25 protein-coding genes are annotated in these 26,172 nt (G+C 65.0%); 11 read left to right on the top strand and 14 right to left on the bottom strand.

Annotated elements, in window-relative coordinates; genetic code table 11:
• Nucleotides 1-193: 193 nt before the first annotated feature.
• The gene (gene malQ, locus ACUXVA_RS29400; protein ID WP_445489762.1) at nucleotides 194-2,152 is read left to right on the top strand and encodes a 4-alpha-glucanotransferase; all 1,959 of its coding nucleotides are present in this window, start codon (nucleotides 194-196) and stop codon (nucleotides 2,150-2,152) included.
• A gap of 4 nt (nucleotides 2,153-2,156) precedes the next feature.
• A complete protein-coding gene (locus ACUXVA_RS29395; RefSeq protein WP_265082384.1) occupies nucleotides 2,157-3,959 on the top strand; it encodes a glycoside hydrolase family 15 protein in 1,803 nt (600 codons plus the stop codon).
• Nucleotides 3,960-4,024: 65 nt separating this feature from the next.
• Here the strand turns inward: ACUXVA_RS29395 and ACUXVA_RS29390 are convergent, their stop codons facing one another.
• The 14 genes from ACUXVA_RS29390 to pqqA form a co-directional block, all read right to left on the bottom strand.
• Nucleotides 4,025-4,834: an HAD family hydrolase gene (locus ACUXVA_RS29390; RefSeq protein ID WP_265082385.1), complete on the bottom strand. Its 810-nt coding sequence runs from the start codon at nucleotides 4,832-4,834 to the stop codon at nucleotides 4,025-4,027.
• Nucleotides 4,831-5,379, bottom strand: coding sequence for a gluconokinase (locus ACUXVA_RS29385; protein ID WP_445489759.1), 549 nt, complete (start codon nucleotides 5,377-5,379; stop codon nucleotides 4,831-4,833). The genes ACUXVA_RS29390 and ACUXVA_RS29385 overlap by 4 nt, the downstream gene beginning before the upstream one ends.
• On the bottom strand, nucleotides 5,372-6,115 hold the full coding sequence (gene pgl, locus ACUXVA_RS29380; RefSeq protein ID WP_445489757.1) for a 6-phosphogluconolactonase: 744 nt from the start codon (nucleotides 6,113-6,115) through the stop codon (nucleotides 5,372-5,374). The genes ACUXVA_RS29385 and pgl overlap by 8 nt, the downstream gene beginning before the upstream one ends.
• On the bottom strand, nucleotides 6,115-8,661 hold the full coding sequence (zwf, locus tag ACUXVA_RS29375) for a glucose-6-phosphate dehydrogenase (protein WP_445489752.1): 2,547 nt from the start codon (nucleotides 8,659-8,661) through the stop codon (nucleotides 6,115-6,117). Before zwf ends, pgl begins: the two co-directional genes overlap by 1 nt.
• Nucleotides 8,662-8,677: 16 nt before the next feature.
• Entirely contained in the window at nucleotides 8,678-11,530 is a 2,853-nt protein-coding gene (locus ACUXVA_RS29370; protein ID WP_445489751.1) for a bifunctional transaldolase/phosoglucose isomerase, read from the bottom strand.
• Between the two features lie 243 nt (nucleotides 11,531-11,773).
• Nucleotides 11,774-12,223, bottom strand: a complete 450-nt coding sequence (locus ACUXVA_RS29365) for a DsrE family protein (protein ID WP_265082390.1) — start codon at nucleotides 12,221-12,223, stop codon at nucleotides 11,774-11,776.
• An 11-nt stretch (nucleotides 12,224-12,234) separates the two neighbouring features.
• On the bottom strand, nucleotides 12,235-12,867 hold the full coding sequence (locus ACUXVA_RS29360; protein WP_265082391.1) for a hypothetical protein: 633 nt from the start codon (nucleotides 12,865-12,867) through the stop codon (nucleotides 12,235-12,237).
• 237 nt (nucleotides 12,868-13,104) lie between these two features.
• Nucleotides 13,105-13,773: a DUF4286 family protein gene (locus tag ACUXVA_RS29355; RefSeq protein WP_265082393.1), complete on the bottom strand. Its 669-nt coding sequence runs from the start codon at nucleotides 13,771-13,773 to the stop codon at nucleotides 13,105-13,107.
• 68 nt (nucleotides 13,774-13,841) lie between these two features.
• Complete coding sequence (gene pip, locus ACUXVA_RS29350) at nucleotides 13,842-14,837, bottom strand: prolyl aminopeptidase (protein WP_445489749.1); 996 nt, start codon at nucleotides 14,835-14,837, stop codon at nucleotides 13,842-13,844.
• Nucleotides 14,827-16,035 (bottom strand): pyrroloquinoline quinone biosynthesis protein PqqE, encoded by a 1,209-nt coding sequence (pqqE, locus tag ACUXVA_RS29345; protein WP_445489747.1) that lies wholly within the window; start codon nucleotides 16,033-16,035, stop codon nucleotides 14,827-14,829. Before pqqE ends, pip begins: the two co-directional genes overlap by 11 nt.
• Nucleotides 16,032-16,349 (bottom strand): pyrroloquinoline quinone biosynthesis peptide chaperone PqqD, encoded by a 318-nt coding sequence (pqqD, locus tag ACUXVA_RS29340; protein ID WP_265082395.1) that lies wholly within the window; start codon nucleotides 16,347-16,349, stop codon nucleotides 16,032-16,034. Before pqqD ends, pqqE begins: the two co-directional genes overlap by 4 nt.
• 9 nt (nucleotides 16,350-16,358) lie before the next feature.
• Nucleotides 16,359-17,123, bottom strand: coding sequence for a pyrroloquinoline-quinone synthase PqqC (gene pqqC, locus ACUXVA_RS29335; protein ID WP_445489745.1), 765 nt, complete (start codon nucleotides 17,121-17,123; stop codon nucleotides 16,359-16,361).
• Nucleotides 17,120-18,070 carry a pyrroloquinoline quinone biosynthesis protein PqqB gene (pqqB, locus tag ACUXVA_RS29330; RefSeq protein WP_265082397.1) on the bottom strand — a complete coding sequence of 317 codons (951 nt, stop codon included), beginning with the start codon at nucleotides 18,068-18,070 and terminating at the stop codon, nucleotides 17,120-17,122. Before pqqB ends, pqqC begins: the two co-directional genes overlap by 4 nt.
• A 70-nt stretch (nucleotides 18,071-18,140) precedes the next feature.
• A complete protein-coding gene (gene pqqA / locus ACUXVA_RS29325) occupies nucleotides 18,141-18,221 on the bottom strand; it encodes a pyrroloquinoline quinone precursor peptide PqqA (RefSeq protein WP_265083606.1) in 81 nt (26 codons plus the stop codon).
• A gap of 199 nt (nucleotides 18,222-18,420) precedes the next feature.
• On the opposite strand from pqqA, the gene ACUXVA_RS29320 reads away from it, so the two are divergent.
• From ACUXVA_RS29320 to ACUXVA_RS29280, 9 genes are all read left to right on the top strand, one after another.
• Nucleotides 18,421-18,672 (top strand): DUF6894 family protein, encoded by a 252-nt coding sequence (locus ACUXVA_RS29320; RefSeq protein WP_265083607.1) that lies wholly within the window; start codon nucleotides 18,421-18,423, stop codon nucleotides 18,670-18,672.
• A gap of 144 nt (nucleotides 18,673-18,816) precedes the next feature.
• On the top strand, nucleotides 18,817-20,076 hold the full coding sequence (locus tag ACUXVA_RS29315; RefSeq protein ID WP_445489742.1) for a PQQ-dependent sugar dehydrogenase: 1,260 nt from the start codon (nucleotides 18,817-18,819) through the stop codon (nucleotides 20,074-20,076).
• A gap of 80 nt (nucleotides 20,077-20,156) precedes the next feature.
• Nucleotides 20,157-20,723, top strand: a complete 567-nt coding sequence (locus ACUXVA_RS29310) for a c-type cytochrome (RefSeq protein WP_265082399.1) — start codon at nucleotides 20,157-20,159, stop codon at nucleotides 20,721-20,723.
• A 656-nt stretch (nucleotides 20,724-21,379) separates the two neighbouring features.
• Nucleotides 21,380-22,783 (top strand): amidase family protein, encoded by a 1,404-nt coding sequence (locus ACUXVA_RS29305; protein WP_265082400.1) that lies wholly within the window; start codon nucleotides 21,380-21,382, stop codon nucleotides 22,781-22,783.
• A gap of 17 nt (nucleotides 22,784-22,800) precedes the next feature.
• Nucleotides 22,801-23,277, top strand: a complete 477-nt coding sequence (locus ACUXVA_RS29300) for a glutathione peroxidase (RefSeq protein ID WP_265082401.1) — start codon at nucleotides 22,801-22,803, stop codon at nucleotides 23,275-23,277.
• The gene (locus ACUXVA_RS29295; protein ID WP_265082402.1) at nucleotides 23,274-23,537 is read left to right on the top strand and encodes a DUF3297 family protein; all 264 of its coding nucleotides are present in this window, start codon (nucleotides 23,274-23,276) and stop codon (nucleotides 23,535-23,537) included. The genes ACUXVA_RS29300 and ACUXVA_RS29295 overlap by 4 nt, the downstream gene beginning before the upstream one ends.
• A gap of 211 nt (nucleotides 23,538-23,748) precedes the next feature.
• Nucleotides 23,749-24,600 carry an ABC transporter ATP-binding protein gene (locus ACUXVA_RS29290; protein ID WP_445493368.1) on the top strand — a complete coding sequence of 284 codons (852 nt, stop codon included), beginning with the start codon at nucleotides 23,749-23,751 and terminating at the stop codon, nucleotides 24,598-24,600.
• Nucleotides 24,597-25,382: an ABC transporter permease gene (locus ACUXVA_RS29285; protein WP_265082403.1), complete on the top strand. Its 786-nt coding sequence runs from the start codon at nucleotides 24,597-24,599 to the stop codon at nucleotides 25,380-25,382. Before ACUXVA_RS29290 ends, ACUXVA_RS29285 begins: the two co-directional genes overlap by 4 nt.
• Nucleotides 25,379-26,140: an ABC transporter permease gene (locus tag ACUXVA_RS29280; protein ID WP_445489738.1), complete on the top strand. Its 762-nt coding sequence runs from the start codon at nucleotides 25,379-25,381 to the stop codon at nucleotides 26,138-26,140. The genes ACUXVA_RS29285 and ACUXVA_RS29280 overlap by 4 nt, the downstream gene beginning before the upstream one ends.
• The last annotated feature ends 32 nt before the right edge of the window (nucleotides 26,141-26,172 follow it).

The following is a 26,172-nucleotide window of genomic DNA, read 5'->3' as shown; positions in this document are numbered from 1 at the left end:
TGCCATCAACTATGAGTGTCGTCCCAATTCGGTTGCGGAAGAGAGACGGTCCGATCATATACAAAGCCTTGTGACGGGCGTTAGTTCCAACGGGAACTCAGCTTAAGCACGTGCGTTGAAAACGGCTATCCTCTTCGTAAAATTCATCTTTTCGCAGCGTTGACAGCGTGTTGCGATGCAAACGGCGTGCCTTATGGACCTTTTCAGCAAAGCCGCAGAACTCGGAATCCAGACCGGATTTCACGACGGACAGGGGCATTGGCATACCACCGATGCCGCAGCCCTGAAGATCATCCTGGATGCCATGCCAGTGCGCGCGCCGCACCGGTTTCTCGACGGGACGGTGGTGGTGCGGGCAGGGCGGGCCGAGCGGTCCTATCTCACCGAGGCAACGAGCCTGCCGCTGAAATGGGAGATCCTGGATGGCGCCAACGTCATCGCCGAGGGCGAGACCGGCGATCGCAGCATCCTGTGGCCGCTCGACCTGCCAGTCGGCGTCTGGCGTCTGCGCCTCACCGACGCCTCGCTGTTCTCCGAGGAGGCGCCTGTCATCGTGGCGCCCGCCAAGGCGTTTCGCGGCGAATTCGACCGCTCCTGGATTCTGGCGGCACAGCTTTATGGCCTGCGCTCGGAGCGCAACTGGGGCATCGGCGATTTCACGGACCTGAACCGGCTGCTCGAACTGGCGGCAAGTCTTGGCGCCGAAGGCGTCGGCCTCAATCCGCTGCACGTGTTGTTCGATGACCGTCCGACCGATTGCAGCCCGTATTCCCCGAACAGCCGGCTGTTTCTCAATCCGCTCTATATCGACGTCGAAAAGATCGCGGAATTCTCGGCCGACATGATCGCCGGCGACGCCGAAACGCTGGCCCGGCTGCGCCAGGCGCCGGTGGTGGACTATTCGGCTGTCGCCGAGCTCAAATGGCGTGCGTTGCGTTCGACCTTCGCGGCCTTCAAGAGCCGGCCGGACGCCAAGCGAAGCCAGGCGTTCGCCAAGTTTCGGGCCGAGCACGGCGTCACGTTGTCGCGCTTCGCATGTTTCGAAGTGCTGCGCCACAGATTCAACTGCGCCTGGTGGGACTGGCCGGCCGAATGGCAGCAGCCGGATGATGCCAAGATGGCGGAGCTCCATTCCGGGCCCGACGCTTCGGAAATCGAGTTCGTCAAATTCGTGCAATGGTGCGCCGATCAGCAGCCGCAGGCCTCCCGCGATCACGGCCATGCGCTGGGGTTGAAGGTCGGGCTTTATCTCGACGTCGCCGTCGGCGTGCAGAGCGGCGGCTTCGATGCCTGGAACGAACAGATTGCGGTGTCCCGCCATCTGTCGATCGGCGCGCCGCCCGATGCGCTGCAGCCGGCCGGACAGAACTGGGGTCTCGCCGGCTTCAACGGCGGCGGGCTCGAGGTGCAATCCTTCGCGCCTTTCAAGGACATGCTGCGGGCCTCGATGCGTTACGCAGGCGCGATCAGGCTCGATCACGTGCTCGGCCTGAACCGCCTCTATGTGGTGCCGCACGGCTACGCCGCCGACAACGGCGCCTATGTGAAGATGCCGCTGCAGGCATTGCTCGCGGTCACCGCCCAGGAAAGCGTGGCAAACCGCTGCGTGGTCATCGGCGAGGATCTCGGCACCGTGCCGGATGGCTTTCGCGAAGAGCTGCGCGACTGGGGGATCTGGTCGTATATGGTGATGATGTTCGAGCGCGACGACCGCGGCGCGTTCCGCGGTATCGATCACTATGCGCACGACGCGCTCGTGACGTTCAACACCCACGACCTGCCGACCTTTGCCGGCTGGCGCAGCTATGCCGACCTGGTGATGAAGCGCGGCCTGGGCATTGATCCCGGCGAGAGCGACGATGCCCGCAGCTATGCGCTGTCGATGCTCGGCGACGCACTGCGTCAACAGGGTATTTCCAACGAGGGCCTGTATGCGGTTGCGCAGTTCCTGGCACGGACCCGGACGCGATTGCTGGCGATTGCGCTGGAGGATCTGTTGGGGGTGATCGACCAGCCCAACATTCCCGGCACCATCGATGAGCACCCGAACTGGCGGCAGCGGCTGCCGGTGGCGATCGATGATATCGTGGCTGCGATCGACCTCTCGGCACTGCGGACGGCGGTCGCCGATCGCTCCGCGCAGGCGGCCTGAACCGTTGCCGGGCCTTATCGAGGATTACGCGCTGATCGGCGACTGCGAGACCGCGGCGCTGGTCGACCGCAACGGCTCGATCGACTGGCTGTGCTGGCCGGCCTTCGATTCCGATGCCTGTTTCTGCGCGCTGCTCGGCGACGAGAGCAATGGCCGCTGGCAGATCGCGCCGGCGGCGGAGGTGATCCGTTGCTCGCGCCGCTATCGCGGCGACACGCTGGTCCTGGAGACGCGCTTCGAGACTGCCGACGGCGTTGTCACCCTGATCGACTTCATGCCGCCGCGCGGCGTCGCTTCCGACGTCGTGCGGCTGGTACGCTGCGAGCGCGGCAGCGTCGCCATGCGCATGGATCTGGTGATCCGCTTCGGCTTCGGCATCGCCATTCCATGGGTCAAGCGGACGGACGACGGCGCGCTGCTTGCGATCTGCGGGCCGGACATGGCCGTGCTGCATACGCCGATCGAGACCCACGGCGAGAACATGACCACGGTGGCGGAGTTCACCGTCACTGCCGGCGAGACCGTGCCGTTCGTGCTGACCTACGGGCCATCGCACCTGAAGGTGCCGGCAGAGATCAATCCCTTCGCCGCCTTGAAGGACACCGAGGACTTCTGGTCGGAATGGTCGAGCCGCTGCAACCATGAGGGCGCCCTTCGCGACCTCGTCATGCGCTCGCTGATCACGCTGAAGGCCCTGACCTATGCGCCGTCCGGCGGCATCGTTGCAGCGCCCACGACATCGTTGCCCGAGAAGCTTGGCGGCGACAGGAACTGGGACTACCGTTTCTGCTGGCTGCGCGACGCCACCTTCACGCTGCTGGCGCTGATGAACAGCGGCTACACTGATGAAGCTGTGGCCTGGCACAACTGGTTGCTGCGCGCCGCCGCCGGCGCGCCGGCCAACATGCAGATCATGTACGGCATCATGGGCCAGCGCCGGCTGCTGGAATGGGAGGCCGACTGGCTACCGGGCTATGAGGGTGCGCGGCCGGTGCGGGTCGGCAACGCCGCCCACGCCCAGCTGCAGCTCGACGTCTACGGCGAACTGATCGACGCTTTCCATCAGTCGCGTGCGGCGAAGCTGAAGCTTGACGACGGCACCTGGGCGGTGGAGCGCGAGGTGCTGGAGCATCTGGCCTCGGTCTGGAGCCAGCCGGACCACGGCGTCTGGGAGCGCCGTGGCGACGGCCAACACTACGTGTCGTCGAAAGTGATGTGCTGGGTGGCGTTTGATCGCGGCATCCGCAGCGCCGAGATGTTCGGCCTGCAGGCGCCGCTGTCGAAGTGGCGGGCGATCCGCGCCGCCATCCATCACGATGTCTGCGAGAAGGGCTTTGACGCCGAGCAGAACAGTTTTGTGCAGTCCTATGGTTCACGGGTGCTGGATGCCAGCATCCTGCTGCTGCCTGCAGTCGGATTCCTGCCGCCGTCGGACCCGCGCGTGCTCGGCACGTTGGCGGCCTTCGAAAAATACATGATGCCCGACGGCTTTGTGCTGCGCCACGACCCGCGCGAGGTGACGACGGAAGTGCAGCCGATCGAGGGCGCCTTCCTCGCCTGCAGCCTGTGGCTCGCCGATGCCTATGTGCTCACCGGCGAGATCGCCAAGGCGGAAGCGCTGTTCGACCGCGTGCTCGGCATCGCCAACGACGTCGGTCTGCTGGCGGAGGAATACGATACGGTTGCCAAACGCCAGACCGGCAATTTTCCGCAGGCGCTGACCCATATCGCCGTGATCAACACTGCGCACAACCTCAGCAATGCCAAACGCGAGGCCGACAAGCCGGTAATGCAAAGGTCGAAGTAATTAACCTCTCCCCGCCTAGCGAAGCTTCGCTTCGCCGGGCGGGGAGAGGGAAAAGCAAGCTCAGCTCACCCCTTGCTCTTCTTCAGGATCAGATCCACCGCGCCGGCAAAGCCCTCGTCCTCGTTCGAAGTGGTGACATCGGTCGCCCGCGCCTTGACCTCGTCGGTCGCGTTGCCCATGGCGACGGACAGGCCTGACACCTTGAACATCGGCAGATCGTTCTGCATGTCGCCGATGGTGGCGATGGCTGAGGTGTCGATGCCGAGGCGCCTCGCCATGGCCTGCACGAAAGTGCCCTTGTCCTGGCCGGGCGGCGTGACGTCGAGATAATAGTTCTGCGAACGCACCGCGACGGCCGTCTGGCCGAGCGACTTCTGAATCGCCGCCTCGCAACGTGCCAGCAGATCGAAGTCAGCGCTGGCGCCGACGATCTTGCAGGCGCCGTCCAGGTAGGGCGCGAATTCGTCCACGACCACCGGATCGTGCTGGATGGTGTCGCGTTCGTGCGGCACGTATTTGCCGTCGTCGCGGCGGATCATCCAGGCGTCGTTGGTGAACAGCCAGATGTCGACGCCGAATTCGTTGAGCACGTCGAGGCTGGTCTGCACCGCGGGTGCCGGGATCAGATGCTGTTCGAGCGGTTGCAGCTCGGGGGTGACGATCGAGCTGCCGTTGAACGCGCCGATTGGCAGCGCGAGGCCGAGCGGCGCGACGAGAAACCGCATGCCGACGGTGGGCCGGCTCGAGGTGATGGTGAAGCCGATCCCGGCGTCGCGGAGCCGCCGCACTGCCGCTCTGGCGTTGTCGGTCAGGCGCTTGTCCTTGGTCACCAGGGTGCCGTCGACATCCGAGACGACCAGTGCGATGCGGGTCATGGGTTCTTCCTGTTAGGCGCGCCGGCCGTGCCGAGCTGCAACTGGGCAATGATAGCATCGACGATCGCCTCAACGGAGGCATCGATCGAGACTTGGATCGGGTTTTCGTCGGGACCCGGCGGCTGCAGCGTCGCGAACTGGCTGTCGAGCAGGCCCGGCGGCATGAAGTGGCCTTTTCGCGCGCCCAGGCGCTGCGCAATCAGCGCGCGGCTGCCGTCGAGATAGACGAAACGGACATCGTCGCGGCCGGCGAGCAGCACGTCGCGATAGGCGCGCTTGAGCGCCGAGCAGGCGACAACGAGATGGCCGCCGCTCCCGCACATCCGGCCGATCTCCGCGGCGATGGCCCGCAGCCATGGCCAGCGGTCGTCGTCGGTCAGGGGATGGCCGGCGCTCATCTTCGCCACGTTGCTGGCCGGGTGGAACCGGTCGGCGTCCTCATAGGTCCAGCCGAGGCGCGCGGCGAGGGATTCGCCAATGGTGCTCTTGCCCGATCCCGCCACGCCCATCACGATCAGCGCGCAGGGCGCCTGGCGATCATCCATGAAAATTCTCCGGCAGTGCCGCGCTGTCGCAGAGCCAGATGGTCTCGCCGTCCGTCGCCCGCGCGCGGTTGGCGGGAAGGTCCTCGCCGGCGAGGATGCGCGTCAGGATCGGGCGCTTGTCGGCGCCGCTCAACTCGAACAGCATCTCGCGACACGATGCCAGCGTCGGCAGCGTCAGGCTGACCCGCGGCACGAATGGCGCCACGTGCGCCTCCGGCACGCCGACCACCCAGCGATCTGTGACGTCGACGGCAGGATAGCCGGGAAACAGCGAGGCGACATGGCCGTCCGGCCCGACGCCGAGCAGCACCAGGTCGAATAGCGGCTTGGCCGGATCGAGGGCGTCGGCGCCATAAAAGCCTTTCAGCTTTTCCTCATACAGCCGCGCGGCTTCGTCGGGGCTCGCCGACTCCGTCGTGATCGGATGGATGTTAGTCGCGGGCGCGCAGCGATCGAGAAAGATCTGCCGCGCCATGTTCATGTTGTTGAGCGGATCGTCGGCTTTGACAAAACGGTCGTCGCCGATGAACCAGTGCACGCGATCCCACGGGATCTGGGCTCGGTAAGGCTCCTTGCCCAATAGCTCATAAAGCTGCTTCGGGCTGGAGCCACCTGTGAGGCAGATGGCGATCCGGTCCGGATTGTCGTCGATGCGGGCGATGACGCGTTCCGCTGCCGCGGCAGCGAGTGCGGCCGCATCGCTCACTTCGATGGTGTGGCGTACGCGTGCGACCATCAGCTCAGCTTGCGCCAGGCGCGGCCGTCGCGCTTCATCAGCTCATCGGCTTCGCGCGGTCCCTCGCTGCCAGCCTTGTAGCTCTTCAGGCCGTCGGAGCCGGCGTTCGCCCACGCATCCAGGAACGGCTGCACCGCGCGCCAGCCGGCCTCGACGCTGTCGGCGCGCTGGAACAGGATGTTGTCGCCGATCATGCAGTCGTAGATCAGCGTCTCGTAGCCGGTGGATGGCTCGGCCTTGAAGTAGTCCTTGTAGCGGAACTTCATCTCGACGCCGTCGATCCGCACCGCGGGGCCGGGGATCTTGGTGTTGAACTGCAGCGCGATGCCCTCGGTCGGCTCGACGCCGATCACCAGATAGTTCTGTGCCAACGCCTCCACCGGCGTGCCCTGGAACATGGCGAACGGCGCCTGCTTGAACTTGATGGCCACCTCTGTGCGCTTGATGCCGAGCGCCTTGCCGGTGCGCAGATAGAACGGCACGCCGGCCCAGCGCCAGTTGTCGATGACCAGCTTGAGCGCCGCATAGGTCTCGGTGGTGCTGCCGTTGGCGACGTCCTTGGTCTTGTGATAGTCCTCGATCACGGTGTCGCCGATGGTGCCGCCGAGATATTGCCCGCGCACGGAGTTGTGCAGCGCCTCGGTCTCGCTTTCGAGCTGGATGGCCGCCAGTACATCGGCCTTGGCGGCGCGAACGGAATGGGCGTCGAAGCGGGTCGGCGGCTCCATCGCCACCAGCGACAGCAACTGGAACAGATGGTTCGGCACCATGTCGCGCAGCGCGCCAGTGGCGTCGTAGAAGCTGCCGCGGTGGCCGACGCCGAGCTTCTCGTCGACGGTGATCTGGACGTGATCGATGTGGTTGCGATTCCAGATCGGTTCGAACATGCCGTTGGCAAAGCGCAGCACCAGGATGTTCTGCACCGTCTCCTTGCCGAGATAATGATCGATCCGGTAGATCTGGTGCTCGGTGAGAATCTCCAGCAGTTCGGCATTCAACTTCTTGGCCGACTCCAGGTCGGTGCCGAACGGCTTTTCCACCACCAGCCGCCGCCATGCGCCGTTCTCCTGCAGCATGCCGGTGCGGCCGAGCTGGCGGGCGATTGGCGCGAAACCATCGGGCGGCGTCGCCAGATAGAACAGCCGGTTGCCCGCGGTCTCGCGCCGCTTCTCGAGCGCATCGAGCTCGTCGCGCATCTTGTCGAACGACGCCGGGTCCTGCGGATCGGCCTCGATGCTGGTGACGCATTCCAGCAGCCGCTCGGCGATGGCGTCGTCCACGGGACGTGTGGCGAATTTCTTCAGGCCGGCGAGCAGGCCCTCGCGCAGCTCATCGGCGGACATCGCCTTGCGTGCGATGCCGACCACGCAGAACTTGTCCGGCAGCAGGTTCGATGCGGCGAGATTGTACAGCGCCGGCATCACCAGCCGGTGGGCGAGGTCGCCGGTGACGCCGAAAATCACGAAGGAGCAGGGGTCCGGTTTGGTGGTGTCGGTCTTTGCGTCTGTCACGTCTAATCTGCCTTCGGCTTGACGATGTCGGGCGCGTTCTGGCGCACGGGGTGCGGATGCTGCTCCGGCTCCTTGTGGCCGCCAAAGCCGGCGCGCATCGCCGACAGGATCTTTTCGGCGAAGGTATGCTCCTTGCGCGAGCGGAAACGGGCGAACAACGCGGCGGTCAGCACCTCGGCCGGCACGGATCTCGTCGATCGCCGCATTGACGGTCCAGCGCCCTTCCCCGGAATCTTCGACATAGCCGGAATAGGTATCGAGAGTTTCGTTCTTGGCCAGTGCCGAGGAGGTGAGGTCGAGCAGCCAGGACGGGATCACGCTGCCGCGGCGCCACACTTCGGCAATGTCCGGCAGGTTGAGCGTGAAGCGATGCGCCTCCGGCAACACGTCGAGATCGGCATTCTTCAGGATATCAAAACCTTCGGCATATGCCTGCATCAGCCCGTATTCGATGCCGTTATGGACCATCTTGACGAAGTGGCCGGCGCCGACCGGGCCGGCGTGGATGTAGCCATTCTCCACGCGCGGGTCGCTGTTGTCGCGGCCCGGCGTGCGCGGGATGTCGCCGATTCCCGGCGCCAGCGTGGCGAAGATCGGGTCGAGCCGGTCGACGACCTGCTTGTCGCCGCCGATCATCATGCAGTAGCCGCGCTCGAAGCCCCACACGCCGCCGGAGGTGCCGACGTCAATGTAATGGATGCCCTTTTCCTTCAGCGCCTTGCCGCGGCGGACGTCGTCCTGCCAGAACGTATTGCCGCCGTCGATGATGACGTCGTCGGGCTCCAGCAGTTTGGTCAGTTCTTCAATGGTTGTCTCGGTGATCTTGCCCGCTGGCAGCATCACCCACACCGTGCGGGGCTTGCCGAGCTTGCCGACAAACTCCGCCAGCGACGCGCCGCCGACCGAGCCTTCTGTCGTCAGTGCCGCCACCGCCTTCGGGTCCCGGTCGTAGACCACGCTGGTGTGGCCGTTCTTCATCAGGCGGCGGACGATATTGCCGCCCATCCGGCCGAGGCCGATCATGCCGAGCTGCATCTGACTATCCTTGTTATTAATTGAGTGCGGCGGCGATCGCCTTGTCGAGCATCGCCAGCCCGGCATTGACGTCGCCCTTGAGATGGATGCGCAAGGCGCGACGGCCGCGCTCGGTCAGCACGTCGAAATCGCCGCGCGCCTGCGCCGCCTTAATGATTCCGAAGCTGGCCTTCTGACCGGGCACCGCAAGGTCGGCGGCGTTTTCCGCGGTGATCTGCAGGAACACGCCGCTGTCCGGTCCACCCTTGTAGGCCTGGCCGGTGGAATGCAGGAAGCGCGGGCCGAATTCGGCGACGGTGGCGACATGCCGGCTGTCGCGCACCGCCATGCGCATATGCTCCAGCGTCTCCCGGTGCGCGGCGTCGCGGTCCACATAGGCCAGCAGCGCCACGTAATCGCCGGTGCCGGCACGGGCCAGTTGGGCCTTCAGCCATGAGCCGAGATCGCCGTTGGCGCCGGTCTTGCGCAGCGCGGCGGCGTTTTTTTCGTCGGTGTAGAGGTCGACTTGCGGCGTCGAGATCACCGGCGTCTCAGGCGGCAAAGTGCCGGTCTTCTCGAACGATGCCGTGAGATCGCGGGTCTTGATCTTGGCGGCCTCGACGTCGGGCTGGTTGAACGGGTTGATGCCGAGCAGCGAGCCCGCCACCGCGGTGGCGATCTCGAAGCGGAAGAACTCCTGGCCGATGTGGTCGATCGACTTCATGACGATGCGCGCCACGGGATGGCCGGCCTTCTCCAGTGCGGCGAGCTTATTGTCGTGTGCCGCATCGGTCTCGCCGGCGGTGCGCAGGTCGATGAAGAAGCGATCCTGGCCGTAGACATCAGGCGCGCCCAGCGTCTCGCCATCGATCGGCACCAGGCCCTTGCCGTCCTTGCCGGTGGATTCGGCGATCAGCTGCTCCGCCCAGGCACCGAAATCGGCAATGGCGGGCGACGACAGGATCGTCACCTTGTCGCGGCCCTCCAGGCCGGCGCTGCCCAGCGCGAGGCCAAGCTGCACGCCGGGATTTTCCGACGGCGGCACGTCCGGTCCGCACGAGCGCACCATGGATGATGCGAGGTCGAGCAGTTTCCTGAGATCGATGCCGGCTGCGGCGGCCGGCACCATGCCGAACGGCGATAGCACCGAATAGCGGCCGCCGATGGAGGGATCGCCGTGGAAGATGCGGGCGAAGCCCTGCGCCTTGGCGGCCTTCTCCAGCGCTGAGCCGGGGTCGGTGACGGCGACGAAGTGCGAGCCTGCCTTTTCGGTGCCGACCGCCTTGGTCACTTCCGCGAAGAAGTAGTCCTTCATCACATTGGGTTCGGTGGTGCCGCCGGATTTGCTGGAGACGATGAACAGCGTCTTCTCCAGCTTCACCGCGGCAGCCATGGCGCGGACCTGCGCCGGATCGGTGGAGTCGAGCACATGAAGCCGGGGAAAGCCCGTGATCTTGCCGAAGGTCTGCGCCAACACTTCCGGCCCGAGGCTCGATCCGCCCATGCCGAGCACGACTGCGTCGCTGAAGCCCTGCGCCTTCACCCAGCCGGCAAAGCCGTCATAGTCGGCAAGCTTTGATGTCTCGGCGGCGACGCTATGCAGCCAGCCCAGCCACTTGTCCTCGTCGCTGCCGGTCCAGACCGATCTGTCCTTCTGCCAGAGACGGCGGATCTTGGCCGACTTGCGCCATTCCTCGGTCGAGGCCGCGACCGACTTGCCGATGCCGTCGCCGAGCGACAGTTTCTGCGCATCGATGGCGTCGGCCATCGAGGCGGCGCGCTTGTGCGCCACCGCGCCATAGAGCTTGTCGGCGGCGTCGGCGAACTGCTTGACGCCGTCGGTCACCAGATCGGTGGTGATCTTGTCCAGCGAGATCCCGGTCTTTTCGAGATCGGCGAGAATCTGCCGGGCCTCGCCGACATTCTCCTCGAGGCTGTCGCGGATCAGGCCGTGGTCGCGGAAGGCGTCGAGCGTTGCCGGCGGCACGGTGTTGACCGTGTTCGGCCCGATCAGCTCCTCGACATAGAGCGTGTCGCGATAGTCCTTGCTCTTGACGCCGGTGGAGGCCCACAGCAGCCGCTGCGGCTTTGCCCCCTTGGCGGCGAGCTTGTCCCAGCGAGCCCCGGAAAACAGTTTCTTGTAGTCCTGATAGGCCAGCTTGGCGTTGGCGATCGCAACCTTGCCCTTCAGCGCGGCGAGCCGCGCCTTCTCCGAGGGATCGTTGGCCTTGGCGATTTTCTCGTCGAGTTGCTTGTCGACCTGCGCATCGATGCGGCTGACGAAGAAGCTGGCGACGCTGGCGATGCGGCTGGGATCGCCGCCGCCGGCCACATGGGCTTCGAGCCCGGCGAGATAGGCTTCGGCGACATTGCGGTAGGACTGCTGCGCGAACAGCAGCGTGACGTTGATGCTGACGCCTTCGCGGATCAGGTGCTTGATCGCCGGCACGCCTTCGGTGGTCGCCGGCACCTTGACCATCAGATTGGGGCGGGCCACGTCCTTCCACAGCCGTTCGGCCTCGACAATGGTGCCCTTGGTATCCAGCGCCAGATAGGGCGACACTTCGAGGCTGACGAAACCATCGGCGCCATCGAGGCGGTCATAGACCGGGCGCAGCACGTCGGCCGCGTGCTGGATGTCTTCCACGGCCAGGCGCTCGAACAGGTCGGCCACGGGCAGGTCGCCGGATTGCAGCGCCTTGGCGATCGGCGCGTCATATTCGTCCGAGCTGCCGATCGCCTTTTCGAAGATCGAGGGGTTGGACGTCACGCCTTTGACGGCGTCGCTGTCGATCAGCTTCTTGAGGTCGCCCTTGGCGACGAAGCCGCGGGCCAGAAAGTCGAGCCAGATAGCTTGACCATGCGATTCAAGTGCTTTGACAGGGTTCATGATGCCTTGTTCTGTTCGATCTGATGGTCGGCTGCGTCCATCGGGGAGGGGACGCCGCGGACCATGACGGCGCAAGTACCGCCAGTCCGTACCTGATGATCGCCCCAAAACATGACGTCTTGCAAGCCAAAGGGTTCCATCCCGGCAGGGATCACAATATCGCGTTTGCGTGTGCGCCGGATGACGTCGGAAATGCGCACAAAATTGGCAGCCGGGTCGCGCCCGAAATGCCGATGACCGGCACTACGGCCGCAGATAGAGATAGCCCTGCGCCTGCAGTTCGGCGATGCGCACCACGCCGCCGGAATCGGCCGTGACGAAGCCGGGCTGCAACTGCGGCAGCGTCACATTCTGCGCCTTCATCGTGTTGCCGCAGGCGGCCATGTCGAGCCCGGCTTTGGAAAGATGTCCAAGACGCGCGGTGAGGTCGGGATTGGCGGAGGCCAGGTGGAAGGCGCGCAGCGCCGGGCCGTGCACCACCAGCGCCAGGGTGACGTTCGCCGGCCCGCCCACGCCATCATAATGGTTCTGGATATTGCCCAGCACGAAATTGACGCGGTCGAGATCGTTGAGGTGGTAGACCACCTTGAGCTTCCTCGCGGGCGTCGCATCCGTCGTCGCCGCGCTGGCGCGGGTCGCAAGGCCGGCGCCGATGGCCGATATCGCCGCCCACAGCATGCCGCGCCGGTTCATGATCCGCTCCGCTATTTCTGCCGCATCGCGGCGCGCTCGTCGGCATCTTCGACCAATGATTCGCATCCCTTCAGCGCGGTGCGCTGCAGCCGGAACATCCTGTCGTCGCTGCCGCCTTCCAGTTGCTGGCTTGTTTCGTCGTCGGGCTTGGCGTTCTGCCAGATCCGCACGCGTTCGACCCGCACCAGCGCGCCGTCGCCGTCTTTGGGCAGGCCGACGCTGATGCCGCCGCCGTCGCATTCGACGCTGCAGGTCATCCGCAGCTCGCCGTCGGTATATTCGTTCTGGGCACGGTTGCAGTAACCGCTGGAATCCCAGTCGCCCTTGCGGTCGCGATATTTGAAACCGAGCTTGAAGGAGTAGGGCTCGCGGTTCTCGGCCGAAGGTCTTCGCGCGATGACCAGCAGCTTCATGGCGCTGACCTTCTGCCGGCCATGCTGCGCCAGATGCGCGGTATCGTAGCGCCGCTCGAAGCAGGCATAGGTCATGTCCGCGTCCATCGTGCCTGCGAACAGCTTTGCGTCGAAGGCCGCGCTTGCCGCGGTATCGATCTGTTTCGGCTCGTCCTCGGCGCGGGCGGCGCTGCTGCCGATAACGGCCATCAGCAACGCGGCAGTGAGCAGCTTGAGGCAGGAGCGTGGCATGATGCGATCCGCAGGATGGATGCCTCGTGGGGCAGGTCTCACCTTGGTCGCGGCGATGCCGGAAAGCGTTCAATCGTCGCAAAATCTCGTGTCCCGGGCGCGGTGCACTGCTATCGCGCAGCGATAGTGGTGCGCCGCAGACCCGGGACCCACTCTGTCTTTGCTGGGCGTATGGGTCCCGGATCTGCGAAGCAGCGCAAGCGCGCTGCATCGCGTCCGGGACAAGTGCCCGGTGCGTCAGAGATCCGCCTTCGCCAGATCCCACATCAGCCGGTACGTCCCGCTGGAAATCAGCGTCGCGCCGGTCGCGGCAATGACCGCATTGAAGCGGCCCGCCATCAGCCAGGCCACGACATCCGGATCGGTGCCGTCGATCAGCACATACCAGTCGCGCGCCGCCGGGTTGGGCGCGGCGGGATCGTCGGTGAGCGGCTTCGACAGCGCCGGGTCGCTCTCCATCAGATGCATCGAAATGATGCCATGGATCATGCCGGGGTCGAGCAGGGCGGCGATGCCGTCGCGCAGCGCATAGATCTCGCGCTCCGGCGGGCGGATCCGCACCAGTCCGAGCGCCGCGCCGCGGCCGGTGCCGCGGCTCACGGTAATCCGCGCCACCGAGCGCAGCATGTTGCGGAAGCGGCCGATATTGGTCTTCGACCAGGCGGTCTGGTTGGCCAGCGCCGTGCGATAGGCATCGCTGTTCAAGACGTCGAAAGTCGCGGTCGAATACAGGCCGAGATATTTCGGCGCCGCGTCGACGGCGACATAGCGCCGGGCCTCGAGAAAGCCGGGGATCGCGACGCGCTCGGCAAGATGTTCGCGGTCGTACCACTGGTTGAATTCGGCCTCATGGGCCGGGTCGATATCCATCGACGTCATCAGCATTCCCAGTCCGGCCATCGGCATCGTGCGGTCTTTCAGTAGGGCGGAACAGCAAAGCGTATTCCGCCGCAATAGCGGTTAGGGCTGGCGGATTAATATGATTTCAGTTGCGACGCGATATCCGCCACGGCCTTCATCACCGCGTCGCGCACCCCGGGGTCGTACAATGTGTGGCCGGCGCCCTCAACCATCCGCACCTGCGCATCCGTCCACACCGCGGCGAGGGCATGCGAGGTCGACGGCGGACACAGGAAGTCGAAGCGGCCCTGCACGATCAGGCCGGGGATGCCCGCGAGCCTTCCGGCCTCGGCCAGCAACTGGCCGGGCCGCATGAAGCAGCCGTGCTGGAAGTAATGTGCCTCCATGATCGGCGTCGACGGCAATGGCCGGGCGGAATTCGTGAGCGCCGGCAGGTCGAGCCGGGTGCGCGCCGGCGCGTGTTCCGACAGGATGCTCTCGGTGCCGTGCCAGGCGCGGGCCGCAGGCGTGTGGATGGCCGGATCGGCGTCGAGGATGCGGCGATAATAATTCGGCAACGGCGCGGCGCGCTCGTCCGGTGGCAGCACGCTGAGAAAATCCTCGTACAGGCCGGGATAATGCCGCGGCAGCACGTCGAGGAACGCACCGTCCAGCTCTTGCGCCGTGCCGAGGAAGGTGGCGCGCAGCACGATGCCGCTGATGCGGTCGGGATGCGCTTGCGCATAGGCCAGCGCCAGCGTCGCGCCCCAGGAGCCGCCGACCACCAGCCATTTTGCGAAGCCGAAGCGTTCGCGGATCGTCTCCATGTCGGCGATCAGGTGCGCTGTCGTGTTGGCCTCGCGCAGGCCTTTCGGGCGGCTGCGCCCGGCGCCGCGCTGGTCGAACAGCACGGTGTGGAAACGCTGTGGATCGAACAGCCGGCGATGATCCGGCTGGCAGCCCGAGCCGGGGCCGCCATGCAGATAGACCGCGGGGATGCCGTCGCCGCGGCCGACGCTCTCCACATAGATCTCGTGGCCGTCGCCGACCGCGAGATGCTGCGTGGTGAGGGGAGCAAAGGGATCGTCGGCGAGGCTGGCTGCTTTGCGCGGGTCGGCGTCAGGCGCCATGGTCGTCGTCCGTCTCCAGCGTGCCGCCGGCAAAATTGCGATACAGAAAGCGCGTGTTGTCGGCGGCGGATTCGGTCTCGGCCATCTTGAAGATCTGTGCATGCATCGGCGACAGCGTGCAGGCCGGGTCGGTATTGCCGGCATCGCCGGTCAGCGCAAAGGCCTGACAGCGGCAGCCGCCGAAGTCGATCTCTTTGAACGCGCAGCCGGCGCAGGGCTCGGGCATCCAGCCGGTGCCGCGATAGCGGTTGAAGGCCTCGGAATTCTGCCAGATCCAGGCGATCGAATGATTGGAGCGCACCGATTCGAAGTCGAGTCCGGTGATGGTCTCGGCGGCATGACACGGCAGCACCTTGCCGGTCGGCGAGATGTTGAAGAACTGCCGGCCCCAGCCCCCCATGCATTTCTTCGGCCGCAACGCGTAGTAATCCGGGACCACATAGTCGATATCGAGAATGCCCTTCAGCCTGACCACGGCGTCGTCGACGATGCGGCTGGTCTCCTCGATCTGCGCGAGCGTCGGCATCAGGGCGGCGCGGTTCTTCAGCGCCCAGCCGTAATATTGCACATTGGCGACTTCCAGCCGGTCGGCGTCGAGGTCCACCGCCATCTGGATGATGTCGGCGAGCTGATGCAGGTTCTGCCGGTGCATGACCGCATTCACCGTGAGCGGCAGGTCGAGCTCGCGGGTCCATTTCGCGACCTCGAGCTTCTTCTCGTGGGCGTTCTTCAGCCCGGCGACGCGGTTGGCGACGATCGGCTCGTTGCCCTGGAAGCTGATCTGCACATGGCACAGCCCGGCATCGGCCAGCGCCGTGAGTTTCTCGCGCGTCAGCAAAACTGCCGATGTGATCAGGTTGGAATACAGCCCGACGTCGGTGGCGTGCTGCACCAGTTCGACGATGTCTTTTCGCGCGGTAGGTTCGCCGCCGGAAAAATGGATCTGCAGCACGCCGATCTCGGCGAGCTCCGTCAGAACCTTCTTCCATTCGTCCGTGGTCAGTTCGTTGCTGGAGCGCTCCAGCTCCACCGGATTGGAGCAATAGGGGCATTGCAGCGGGCAGCGATGGGTGATCTCGGCCAGCACCGCCAGCGGAATGCCGAACGTTTCCGCGGTGGAGCGGCTCCTCTCCATGATCGCCAGCCCGTCGGTCGGGTCTGCGAAAACAGGACTGGCATCGGTGAGAGTCGGGCTCATGCCGTCTTCTCCTTCGCTTGCGTCAAAAATCCCTTGTCGGCGAGGTCCTGCAGCATGGCGATCACGTCGTTGCCGATGTCTTCGCGCGGCGCCGCATATTTCGCCGCCAGCAGGTCGATCATGTCGGCCACGCTGCGGGCGCCGTCGCACAATTGCAGGACTTCCACCGCGATGTCGTCCGGCGCCAGCACGCGTTCCGGTGCCAGGATTACCCAGCGCTGCCTGGTATCGTCGAACTTCAGCCTGGCATGGCGCGGCAGCACGGGCCGGCTGGCCTCGTCAACTTGCATGCGGCGGCTGCGCGGTTCGGTCATGGCGTCTCTTTAGCTGGCCGCGGGCACGAAGGCGCCCGGCGGCACGTGGCCGTTGACATAGGCATGATGCAGCGCATCGAGCTGCACCCAGAGCACGTTGGTCTTGAAGATCAGCGCGTTGCACACCGCCTCGCGTTCGGCCGGCGTCCTGGCGTGCTGCTTGACATAGTCCAGTGCGAAATTGGCGTCGCGCGGCGCCTGGGTCAGCCGGCGCTTGAAATAGCTCATGATCTCCGGATTGACGAAGTCATAATGCTTCAGCATGCCGGCGATACGTTCTTCGTGCAGGTTCGGCGCGAACAGTTCGGTCAGCGAGGAGGCGATCGCCTCCAGCGGGCTCTTGTCGCGGACGAAATGCACATAGGCATCCACTGCAAATCGCGTCGCTGGCAGGATGCCCTCGGCGGATTCCACATAGGCGCGGTCGAGGCCGAGTCCTTCGGTCAGCTTCAGCCAGCGCTCGATGCCGCCTTCGCTGTCGGCATCGCCGTCATGGTCCTCGATGCGGTGCCGCCATTCGATCCTTGTGGCGCGGTCGCGGAAGCGCGAGATCACCACGGCGTCCTTGATGGGAATGCTGCTCTGGTAATAATAGCGGTTGAGCGCCCAGGCCTGCACCTGGCTCTTGTTGAGTTTGCCGCCATGCAGCAATCCGTGAAACGGATGCAGGTTATGATAGCGGGTTGCGCCGATCTGTCGCAGCGTCGCTTCGAGATCCTCGGCGCTGTTGAGCCGGGTGGAGGTGTCCAGTGAAAAGGCGGTGGTTGCGTTCACAGCGTGATCTCCATCCCGTCTGCAGGAATTTGCCAACCGGCGCCCTCGGCCACCGCGCGTTCGACGGAATCGGGACGAAGCGCCGGATTCGAATTGTTGATGTGCAGGAAAATCTTTCTTTCGACATTGACTTGGGCCAATGCGGCGATGGCGCCATCGTCGCCGGACATCGCGATGTGCCCCATGTTCTGCCCGGTCTTGTGGCCGAGGCCCTGCGCGATCAGTTCGTCGTCGCGCCAGACCGTGCCGTCGAAGAACACCAGCGGCGCACCGTCCAACCGTGCCGCGAGTTCCGGCGAGACCCGCGCGCAGGCGGCGATGAAGTACAGATGGCGCCCGCTGCTCTTGTCGGCGATGCGCAGGCCGAGCGTGTCGCCGGCGTCGTCGCCGCCGGTCGGATGCGCCTTGCCTTCGAGATACCAGGCGCCCTTGCCGGGCACCGCGAACGGCAGCACTTCGAGGCCGGAGGCCGAGCCATCGACCAAAGTCGGCTCGAACGCCTCGTCGATGCGGATCGGCTTGCGGCGCACGTTGGTCTCGCTGAGCACGTTGAAAATGCTGTTGTCCTTGAGGATCGCCAGCACGCGATCATGTGCGTAGACGGTAAATGGCGAGCCTTCGCGCATCGACAAGAGGCCGGCGACAGCATCGACCTCGCTATTGGTCAGGATCACGCCGGCAATCGGGCTATGACGCAGATGGCCCGGTCTCGGATGCAGCTGCGGCGTCGCGGTGATCTGCTGGCGCAGATCCGGCGAAGCGTTGATGAGGAACCAGTTCTGATTGTCGGCGCTGACCGCGATGGACGCCTGGGTGCGGCGCAATGCGTTGTGCAATTCATTGTGATTGCGATGGTCGCCACGCGCCGCGACACAATTGGCGCATCCGCAATTCCATTGCGGAACCCCGCCGCCCGCTGCGGCCCCGAGAACGACAACATTCAACATAACATCGCTCCGGGGCCTCAGCGACAGGACGTCTTCAGGTCGTGAAGGCGTCTGTTCCGCGCAGTCTGACTTACTTGCGCGCTGCGCAGGCGTACATGTTGATTTCCATGCCGACTTGCACTTCAACGATCTTAGGTGCTTTCCAGGCCATCATTATCTCCCACATGTTCTGCAGCCATACGCTGCAGACCATAACTCTAATACCCGGCCGGTAGTTCGTCACCTGTTTCATCACAAATTCGGTCACGCTGCGTCGCACAATAAGCGCGCCTTGCCGTTGCCTTATTGCAAATATTCTTGCACCGCACATATGGCGGAAGCGCGCCCCCAACCAGCAAAGTCCCGTGCCCATGCCCCGTTATTTCTTCAATACCCGTCTCGGCGACGATCTGGTCCCCGACACCGAAGGCGAATTGTTGCGCGATCCCGATCAGGCCTGGAAGGTCGCGCGCGCCATGATCCGGGAGTTGCTGCAGACCGAGGCCACCGACGCCAAGCTTTTGAGTGCCGCGCTGGAGGTGACCGATGAGCACGGCGAGATCGTGCTTGAGTTTCCATTCAGCGAAGCCCTGCTGGATCTTCCGCAGCAGACGCGCCACTGACGTCATGCCGCGGCGCTGCGGGCGCACCGCGCCGCAATATATTTTTCGGCTGTGCGTCGGCGTCGGAATATCGGAAAGTCCCTCCGCCCCCGGGGTCGGCATGCGTGCCGTCTCAAGCAATGGGCACCTTGATGGGAGGAACCGATGTCAATTCACGCGACCGCGCGTCTGGCTCTGCTTGCCAGCGCCTTCATCAGCCTGTTTGCGCTCGGCGCCGCGGCGCAGCAGCCGGCCAATGTGCCAGCCGCGCCCGCGGCGCTGCCGCCGGGATCGCCGTTGATCGGCCGTCCCGCCGACAGCCCGGCCGCCGCAAAACTGGCGCCGGTGGCGCCGCCGCCGATTGCCTCCGCCGCCGACAAGCTGCCCACCGCCAAACTGAAGCTGCCGCCGGGCTTCAATATCGAGGTCTACGCCGCCGGCATGGCCAATGCGCGCACCCTGCGTGAAGGCGATAAGGGCACAGTGTTCGTGGGCTCCCGGCTCGTCGACAAGGTCTATGCGGTCATCAACAAGGACGGCAAACGGTCGGTCAAGGTGCTGGCCTCGGGCCTGTACCGGCCTAACGGTCTCGCCTTCAAGGACGGCACGCTGTACATTGCCGAACTGTCGAAGATCTCGAAGATCGACAAGGTCGAGGACGTCCTCGAGAATCCGCCGAAGCCGAGCGTGATCTACGACGACCTGCCGAAGGACGAGGCCCATGGCTGGAAGTTCATCGGCATCGGCCCGGACAACAAGCTCTATGTCCCGGTCGGCCAGCCCGGCAACAACGTGCTGCATGACGACGCCCACGGCCAGATCCGCCGCATCAACCTCGACGGCTCCGGCGCCGAAGTGGTGGTGCGCGGCATGCGCAACAGCGTCGGCTTCGACTGGAATCCCGAAACCAAGCAGATGTACTTCACCGATAACGGTCGCGACTGGGTGTCGGAAACCGTGCCGGAGGACGAACTCAATCGCGACAGCAAGGACGGCGAGAATTTCGGCGCGCCCTATTGCCTGCAGGGCAATATCCTCGATCCGGAATTCGGCTGGGGCAAGTCCTGCGCCGACTACACCGCGCCGGTGGCGCTGCTCGGTGCCCACACCGCGGCGCTCGGCATGCGATTCTACACCGGCAAGATGTTTCCCGCCGCCTACAAGAACGCGATCTTCATCGCGCGCCACGGCTCCTGGAACAAGTCGCAGAAGCTCGGCGGCGACGTGGTCGTGGCGAAGCTGAACAAGGACGGCACGGTAAAATCCGTCGAGCCGTTCCTCACCGGCTTCCTCGACAACAACAACTATCTCGGCCGTCCGGTCGACGTGCTGCCGCTGAAGGACGGCTCGCTGCTGGTGTCCGACGACTGGAACGGCGCGATCTATCGCATCACCTACGGCAAGCCGAAGGTGGCGGGGCAGTAGGGCTCCTTCACCTCTCCCCGCCTGCGGGGAGAGGGAGCGCACCGCCGGTGCACCCGCTTGGCCAGCCGAAAGTTCAATCGATGCGTCTGCTATTTGCGTTCGTCCTGTCCTTCATCTCAACATCGTCCCTCCACGCCGCAACCATCGCCGAACGTGCCGCGCCGTGCCTCGCCTGCCACGGCGACAGCGGCACGTCGCCAACCGAAAACATCCCCTCGCTCGGCGCGCAGCAGCCGGCCTACACGCTGATCCAGCTCTATATGTTTCGCGAACGGCTGCGCCTTGCCGATCCCATGAACGACATGGCCAAGGCGCTCACCGACGACGACCTGCGGTTGTTCTCGGATTTCATTGCCACGCTGCCGAAGCCGCAGCCGCCGGCCGAGGCCGGCGAGCCGGCACGGATGCAGCGCGCGAAAGCACTGACCGTGCAGTTTCACTGCGACTCCTGCCACAACGCCGACTTTGCCGGCCGCGACAACATTCCGCGCATCGCCAATCAGCGCGAGGACTATCTCAACAAAACGCTGCGCGCCTACAAGGACAACAGCCGCCACGGCTACGATGCCACCATGGCCGACGTGATGCAGTCGGTCTCTGAGGTGCAGATCGATGATCTCGCGTATTTTCTGGCAAGGGTGAAGTAGACGTCGCCACTTCGTCCGCGCTCAGTCTGTCGTCCCCGCGAAAGCGGGGACCCAGTAAACACAGGCGCCAGCGATCCAAGCTCACGCACCTGTGTTGACTGGGGCGCCCGGTCCTGGCGCGCAATTGCGCCAGGCCGGGCGATGACATCGCGTCTGGTGGCGGCTACCCACTCAAAAAATCTCTTGATATAAATCCTATTTAGGACTATTAGTTTCTCGTCCTGCTCAACGAGGGGCGCTGTCATGAGGCGTCTTGAGGGTGGAGCAGGATGCGGTGTCCCGCGCGTGTGCCTCGCAAGCACACCCCGGGAGGCTGGAGGTCACCGTCCGGGCCCTACTACGGGGGCTCTGCCGCTCTGTGTCGGCTGGACGTGGACAGTGACAAGGCGGGGAAAGCCCGCTGAAAACTGTCCCGGAAGAACGGTCCCTCAGCCATAAACCCCGCGGTGGCGCGCCCGCAGGCGCCGCGATCCGCAGTAATGCGGCTCGCGTCCCAACCACCACAACCGCGCCTGCCGGCGCCCCGCTCCCCTCATGTCCCGAGGGGAGGACTGCTCATACCTCGGACGCATCATGCGCCGCGAGAATGCGGGAGCTTGGCCGATTGGCCTTCTCGCCCCGGCTGCGATAACAACCCATCGAGCAAGGAGCACTGCATGAACGATCTCTGGCGTCTGTCGGCCACCGACCTGGCCGCGCTGATTCGCAACCGCAAGGTCTCGGCAAAGGAAGCGACGATCGCGGGCCTGGCGCGGCTCGACGCGGTCAATCCGGCGATCAACGCCGTGGTCGAGCATCGCCCGGACGAGGTGATGGCGCGGGCCGAGGCGATCGACGCGGCGATCGCGCGTGGCGACGATGTCGGGCCGCTCGGCGGCGTGCCGGTGACCGTGAAGGTCAATATCGATTATGCCGGCTACGCCACCACCAATGGCGTCAACATCCAGCGCGGCATCCTGCCGACCGCCAACAGTCCGGTGATCGACAATCTGCACAAGGCCGGCGCGGTGATCCTCGGCCGCACCAATTGCCCGGCCTTCTCCTATCGCTGGTTCACCACCAACCAGATTTACGGCGATACCAAAAATCCGCGCGATCCCTCGCTGACGCCGGGCGGTTCGTCCGGTGGCGCAGGTGCCGCGGTTGCCGCCGGCATCGGGCATATCGCCCACGGCACCGACATCGCCGGTTCGATCCGCTATCCCGCCTATGCCTGCGGCGTGCATGGCTTGCGGCCGACGCTCGGCCGCATCGCCGCCTACAACGCCGCGCTGCCGGAGCGCATCATCTCCGGGCAGATCACCGCGGTGTCCGGGCCGCTGGCGCGCACCATCAACGATGTCAGGCTCGGCCTGGCGGCGATGGCGCAGCCGGACGTGCGCGATCCCTGGTGGGTGCCGGCGCCGCTTGTCGGCCCCGCACGCGACAAGCGCGCGGCCCTGTGCCTGCGGCCCGACGGACTCGAAATATCAGCCGAGGTCGAAGCCGCCGTGCGCGACGCCGGCCAGCGGCTGCAGGCGGCCGGCTGGATCGTCGAGGAGGTCGGCAATACGCCGGCGCTGCGCGAGGCCGCCGACCTGCAGACCCAGATCTGGTTCGGCGACGGCTACCAGGGCATGGTCGATGCTGCCGAGCGCGAGGGCGATCCCGGCGCGATCGCCTGCCTGCGCGGCCAGAAGCGCAAGCTGGAGGGTTTCGAGAATGGCGGGTTGTCGCGGGCGCTGGTGCGCCGCTCCACCTTCGTGCGCGACTGGGAACTGTTCCTGCAGACCTATGCGGTGGTGCTGATGCCGGTGTCCGGCGAGTTGCCGTTCCCCGACGGGCTCGACCTGCAGGGCGACGCGGCGTTCGAGCGGGTGTGGCGGGCGCAGATGCCGCAGATCGGCATTCCCTTCATGGGCCTGCCGGCGCTGGCGGTGTCCACCGGCATGGTCGGGCCCGTGCCGGTCGGCGTGCAGGTGGTGGCCGGCCGCTACCGCGAGGATCTCTGCCTCGCGGCCGGCGAGGCGATCGAGGCGGGTGGACCTGCCGTGTCGGTGGCCGATCCGGTCCTGGCGTGAGCGACAGGAGCGCGGCGATGGCGAGCATCTACGATTTTTCGGCCCGCAGCCTGGCCGGTCAGGACGTCTCGCTCAGGGCCTATGAGGGCAGGGTGCTCTTGATCGTCAACACCGCCAGCGCCTGCGGGTTCACGCCGCAATATCGCGGCCTCCAGGCGCTGCAGGAAAGCCTTGCGCCGCGCGGCTTTTCGGTGCTGGGCTTCCCGTGCAACCAGTTCGGCGGCCAGGAGCCGGGCGAAGCGAGCGCGATCGGGGAGTTCTGCGCCGGCACCTACGGCGTTACCTTTCCCATGTTCGATAAAATCGAGGTGAATGGCGGCAACGCGCATCCATTGTATAATTTCCTGAAATCTGAAAAGCCGGGATTGCTGGGCGCGGCGATCAAGTGGAATTTCACCAAATTCCTGGTCGACCGTTCCGGCAAGGTGATCGCGCGTTATGCGCCGACCACCAAACCTGAATCGCTAAAAGAAGAAATCGAGGCGCTGCTATGACCGAGAACAACGAAGCCGTTACCGTCGAATTGCCCGACCGCCTCTCCACCGATCCGCGCAGCCCGTTCTACAACGCCGAGGTACTGCAGCGCGATGTGGGCATTCGTTTCAAGGGCGTCGAGCGCACCAATGTCGAGGAATATTGCGTCAGCGAAGGCTGGGTCCGCGTTCCCGCCGGCGCCGCCAAGGACCGCTACGGCAATCCGCTGATGATCAAGCTCAGCGGCCCGGTGGAGCCATATTTCCGCGACGAGGCCTGAGCGGCCAAACTGTCAGTCCGGGGCGCGACGGCGTGAGCCGGTCGCGAGCCCGGAACGACAGAAGCGACCGTTGGCTAGCAAAAAGGCGGCTCCCGCATAAATTTGAAGCTTAAAGCAATGGCGGTTTCCCGCTATGCTGCGGCGGCAGACGGGATGGACTCGCCCGAGCCGTCATGGTTGCAATGCGTTCATGACCAATGAAGGACCGGGAATGAAGGTGGTGACGCTGCGTTCGGATGTTCAGGCCGGGTCGGATCCGTTGGTCGGTCGCGCCGCGGCGCCGGCGATGATCGACATCGATCACGTCTCGCAGACCTTCCAGACCTCCGGCCGGCAAAGCCATCTGGCGCTGTCGGACATCAACCTCAGCATCGAGGACGGCGCCTTCGTTTCCATCCTCGGGCCATCGGGCTGCGGCAAGTCGACCTTGCTCTACATCGTCGGCGGCTTCGTGCAGCCCTCCGAAGGCGTCGCCCGCGTCAAGGGCAAGGCGATCACCGGACCTGGTCCCGATCGCGGTCCGGTGTTTCAGGAATTCGCGCTGTTTCCCTGGAAGAACGTGCTCGGCAATGTGATGTACGGGCTGTGCCAGCAGGGCGTGAAGCGCGCCGAAGCCGAGACGCAGAGCCGCCGCCTGCTCGAAATGGTCGGCCTCAAGGGCTACGAGAACTTTTATCCGAAAGAACTTTCCGGCGGCATGAAGCAGCGCGTGGCCATCGCGCGCACGCTTGCCTATCATCCCGAAGTGCTGCTGATGGACGAGCCGTTCGGTGCGCTCGATGCGCATACCCGCACGCGCTTGCAGAACGACCTGCTCAACATCTGGGAGCGCGACCGCAAGACCGTGCTGTTCGTCACCCACTCGGTCGAGGAAGCCGTCTTCCTGTCCGACAAGGTGGTGGTGATGACGCGCTCGCCAGGCCGCATCAAGGTGGTCGTCGACATCGACCTGCCGCGTCCTCGCAAGCGCGCCGAACTGCTGCTCGACCCGCGCTATCAGAAATACGTCGTCGACATCGAGAAGATGATCGACGACACCGGCGACGACGGGTTGCACGCATGATCACGCCGCGCGCGCTGCTCGCGAAGTCCGCGCCGCTGCTGGCCTGCATCGGCCTGCTGTGCCTCTGGCAGGTGGCCTCGATGAGGCTTGAGACCGAGAGCTTCCCGACAGCCTGGGAATCCCTGCGCGCGGTGCCGTCGATTCTCGGCGACAAGGAATCGCTGGTGAACATCGGCGCCTCATTGCGCCGCATGGCCATCGGCTTCAGTCTCGCGGTGCTGTTCTCGATTCCGCTGGGGCTCCTGATGGGTCGCCTGAAGAGCGTGGCGTCGTTCTTCAATCCGCTGCTGATGATCGTCTATCCGGTGCCGAAAGCCGCGCTGATGCCGATCATTATGCTGTGGATGGGCGTCGGCGAATTCTCCAAGATCTTGGTGATCTTTCTCGGCGTCAGCCTGCCGATCATCTATCACTCCTTCCAGGGCGGCAAAGCCGTCGAAGAGAAAATGCTGTGGTCCGGCGCGGCCATGGGCCTGTCCGCGGCGCAGCGCATGTTCCGCATCGTGCTGCCGGCGGCGCTGCCGGAAATCCTCACCGGCTGCCGCACCGGGCTGGTGCTGGCGCTGATCACCATGGTGACCTCCGAGATGATCGCGCGGCAGTCCGGTGCCGGCAACATCCTGTTCAACGCCCTCGACATGGCGCAGTACGACACCGTATTCGCGATGATCATCGTGATTGGCGCCATGGGCATCATTCTCGATGCCGCCTTCGAGAAGCTGCGCTTTGCGTTGGTGAAATGGTCGCAGCCGCGCCACGACATGCCGTTGAGCTTCACATGAGCGCGGGCATCAACAAGGCGCTGCTGGGCGTCACGCCGATCGTGCTGTTCCTTGCGCTGTGGCAGTCGCTGGTGTCGTTCGGCTATGCGCCGGTGACCTTGCTGCCGGCGCCGGGCTCGGTGTTCCTGCGGCTCGGCCAGCAGTTGCTGACCAGCGATTTCTTGCACGGGATCGCCGCCACCTTGTTCCGGCTGTTCGCCGGCTTCGGCATCGCCGTGGTGCTCGGCGTCTCCATCGGCCTTGCCGCCGCGGTCAGCCCGGCAATTAATGCAGTGGTCAAGCCGCTGGTGCGCGTGCTGGCGCCGATCCCGAAGGTCGCGCTGTATCCGGCGCTGCTGCTGATCCTCGGTTTCGGCCATGCGTCCAAGATCACGCTGGTGACGGCCGATGCGCTGTTCCCGATCCTGCTGTCGACCTATTACGGCGCCTCGATGGTCGAGCAGAAGCTGATCTGGTCGGCGATGGCCGCGGGCACGTCGCGTTGGCAGATCCTGTTCAAGGTCGTGCTGCCGGCGGCGATGCCCTCGATCCTCACCGGCTGCCGCATCGGCCTCGTCATCTCCTGCATCGTGGTATTTCTGGCCGAGATGATCACCTCGACGGATGGCCTCGGCCATATGCTGGTGCAGGCGGCGCGCACCTTCCAGACCGTCGACATGTTCGTGCCGCTGATCACCATCTCGATGCTCGGGCTGATCCTGAACGGCCTGCTTCACGGCCTGCGGACGTATCTGCTCAGGGGATTTTCGGAGGTGTGACCCTCATCCTGAGGAGCATCGCGTAGCGATGC

It is taken from the genome of Rhodopseudomonas sp. RCAM05734 (genome assembly GCF_052658035.1).
Note: the sequence above shows the minus strand (reverse complement) of the source record. Positions and strands in the feature narration are given on the sequence as shown.